The organism is Sulfurimonas sp., from assembly GCF_028694895.1.
Taxonomy (GTDB): Bacteria; Campylobacterota; Campylobacteria; order Campylobacterales; family Sulfurimonadaceae; genus Sulfurimonas.
In genome coordinates, this window is record NZ_JAQVKA010000049.1 from 1 (window position 1) to 3,187 (window position 3,187).

Here is a 3,187-nt window from a genome sequence, read left to right on the forward strand (position 1 = left end):
GGCATAGATATAAAAGGCGATGAGACAACTGATGCAAAAGGCCTCTACCTTATGCCACTTTTAGTGGATTTAAATATAAAGACTACAGACTCAACGCTAAATGAAAAAAACATAAAAGCGGTTGCACAAGAGGCACTAAAAACAGGGATAGGTCATATTGTACTAAATCCAGATTGCACTCCTGCGATTGATAATGAGATAGTTTTGGAGTTTGTTCAAAATGGTCTTCATGAACTTAGCGGCGCAAGAGTTGACTTAATGATAAACGCACTTAAAGAAGATGCAACACTTAGTGATATAGCTATCTTGTTAAAACGCGGTGCAGTGGCTCCATATATGAGTACAATCGCAAAAAATGATGTAGCTATAAAGATAGCGCAGTATGCTCAAATGTATGGAGTAACTATCTTTTGTAAGGCGGAGGACAACTCGCTTATCTCAAGTGGTGTTATGCTTGAGGGCAATGTAAGCTCTACGTTAGGGCTTGCGGGCATACCAGATTTGAGTGAAGTGCTTCATGTATCTCGTATGATTGAGATTGCAAGACACTTTAAGATAAAGATACTCTTCAAAGCAATAGCATCTCCACGCTCAATATGTCTAATAAATAAGGCAAAATCTGAAGGAGTAAATGTTACATGTGAAGTCTCTATTCATCATCTACTAAACTCAGATGAAGCTTGTAAAAATTTTAACACTACTGCAAAACTAAATCCTCCTTTATCTTCAAAAGCAGATATGAAACTTCTTCAAGAAGCACTTAAAAATTCTCAAATAGATATTTTAACTACACTTCATAAGCCAAGCTCACCGGTGAGAAAAGAAGTTGCTTTTTATGACGCTGCTTATGGGTGCGAAGGCCTTTTACATGCTATGAGCCTTTACTATACAAAACTAGTAAAGAGTAAGATAATCTCACTAAGTAGACTTCTAGAGCTTTGTGTTAGAAATCCATTAAATGCAATAGGGCAAAATGGTGGAGAGATAAAAGTAGGCCAGAGGGCCTCTTTTATGCTTTTTGATCCAAGCAAAAAGGTAACGGTAGATGAAAAACTATCTCTATATAACGGCGAAGAACTTTATGGAGAAGTTAGAGAAATTATTAATTACTAATATGATAACATTTTAGAAAAATTATAAGGGAGAAAACAAAATGCTAGATGAGTATCGTGACGTTATAACTCATATGAAAGAGGTAGGGGGGCAAAGCGCGCTTATTTCAAGAATTTTTGATAAACATAGTGAGTTGGATGAACAAATAAATCAAGCTGAGAGTATTAAACATATACTTACAGAGATGGAAATCGATATTATGAAAAAAGAGAAACTAAAACTTAAAGATGAGGCTTATGCTATTATCATAAACTACAAAAAAAAGCATAACCTTTAATCCATCTTCCTTGATGGATTAGACCCTCTTTTTATAAAACTCCACTTTAAATTCTGCGTAAGTATCATTTAAAATCGCTTCTCTAGCTTCTCTCATAAGATTTAGGTAATAGTGTAAGTTATGAATGGTTGCCAGTCTAAAGTATGCTATCTCACGAGAGCGAAATAGATGGTTTAAATAAGCTCTTGAGTATCTCTTACATGTAAGACATTCACACTCGCTATCTATCGGCTGTGTGTCTTCTTTATAAATCGCACCTTTTATATTTAACCTTCCAAATGAGGTAAAAAGCGTTCCATTTCTTGCATTTCTTGTAGGCATTACGCAGTCAAACATATCTATGCCGCGCTCAATGTTTTCTATCAAATCCTCAGGAGTTCCAACACCCATCAGATAGCGTGGTTTATCTGTTGGCATATGCTTTACAGTATGCTCAACTGTGTCATACATCTCGTTGTTTAACTCTCCAACGCTTAATCCACCAATCGCAAAACCATCAAAGTCAAGTGCGCAAAGCTCAGTCGCACTCTTTGTACGAAAAGCTTTATCCGTTCCGCCTTGAATGATTGCAAAGATATTTTGTTCTTCTCCCACTCCCTCTTTTTGTTTTGCTCTAAAGTAATCAATGCTCTCTCTTGCCCACGCCGTAGTTCTCTCGATGCTTAAAGCTATGCGCTCCTGCGTTGCTGGAAGTGCGACTAAATCATCCAAAATCATCATGATGTCGCTTCCCAAGTTGTGCTGGATATCTATAACTTTTTTTGGCGTAAAGAGGTGTTTACTTCCATCTATATGTGAGCGAAACTCGATGCCATCTTTTGAAGCTTTTGAGATATCGCTGAGGCTAAAGGCTTGAAAACCGCCACTATCTGTTAAAAAGCTCTTAGGGTAAGTTGTGAAACCATGAAGTTTGCCCATCTTCTTAACTGTCTCATCTCCAGGGCGAAGATACATATGATATGTATTTGCCAAAATTATCTCAGCACCAAGGAGTTCTAACACATCTTGCATATCTAAAGCTTTGACACTTCCAAGAGTTCCAACTGGCATAAAAACAGGAGTTTTGATAGTTGAGTGAAGAGTTTTTATAGTACATGCTCTGGCATTTTTACTTGTTGCGTCTAGAGTGAATTCCATGATTTTATTCTCTTAATAATCTATATTTTTTGACATTATAACTGAGTATCATAAGATAGTGATAAAATAGATTAAGTACACTTAGGATAAAATCCATAAAAAATTTTTCTAAGGTGTATTTATGGCAACTGTCGGAATGAGTGAAATCAAAAAAAATATTCGTCTTGTTATTGGCGAAGTTCCTTGTAAAGTTATAGAGTTTCAACATGTAAAACCTGGTAAAGGTGCTGCGTTTGTTCGTATGAAAGCAAAGAGTTTTCTTAATGGAAGAGTTTTTGAGAAGACTGTTCACGCTGGCGATAAATTTGAAGTGCCTGAGATAACTTTTAAAACTATGCAGTATCTTTATGATGATGGTGAAATGTACCAGTTCATGGACAAAGACACTTATGAGCAGTTAGGTCTTACATATGAGCAGTGTGATGATGCTTCTAAATGGTTTAAAGATGGAATTGACGTAGATATGGTTTTTTACAAAGGAAACGCGATTACTGTAAGTGCTCCTGAAGTTATGGAACTTCTTATTACAGATACTCCTCCAAACTTCAAGGGCGACACATCAAGTGGAAGCAAAAAACCAGCTACACTAGAGACTGGCGCAGTTGTTCAAGTACCTTACCATGTTCTTGAGGGTGATACTATTAGAGTAAACACAGTTGA

General features: G+C 36.6%; 4 protein-coding genes. 3 read left to right on the forward strand and 1 reads right to left on the reverse strand.

Features of this window, described 5'->3' with window-relative positions:
• The coding region (locus PHI38_RS06735) for a dihydroorotase (protein ID WP_299854189.1) at window positions 1–1,113 on the forward strand (1,113 nt) is incomplete at its 5' end.
• Between the two features lie 40 nt (window positions 1,114–1,153).
• Window positions 1,154–1,390 (forward strand): DUF465 domain-containing protein, encoded by a 237-nt coding sequence (locus PHI38_RS06740; protein ID WP_299854192.1) that lies wholly within the window; start codon window positions 1,154–1,156, stop codon window positions 1,388–1,390.
• An 18-nt stretch (window positions 1,391–1,408) separates the two neighbouring features.
• Here the strand turns inward: PHI38_RS06740 and tgt are convergent, their stop codons facing one another.
• Window positions 1,409–2,527, reverse strand: coding sequence for a tRNA guanosine(34) transglycosylase Tgt (tgt, locus tag PHI38_RS06745; RefSeq protein ID WP_299854194.1), 1,119 nt, complete (start codon window positions 2,525–2,527; stop codon window positions 1,409–1,411).
• 121 nt (window positions 2,528–2,648) lie between these two features.
• Between tgt and efp the strand changes: the two genes are divergently transcribed.
• A partial coding sequence (gene efp / locus PHI38_RS06750; protein WP_299854197.1) for an elongation factor P occupies window positions 2,649–3,187 on the forward strand: 539 nt, incomplete at its 3' end.

Bases quoted from the DNA above. Each gene is read 5' to 3' on its own strand.
- PHI38_RS06740 (WP_299854192.1), top strand. From the start codon at position 1,154: ATGCTAGATGAGTATCGTGACGTTATAACTCATATGAAAGAGGTAGGG.
- tgt (WP_299854194.1), bottom strand. From the start codon at position 2,527: ATGGAATTCACTCTAGACGCAACAAGTAAAAATGCCAGAGCATGTACT.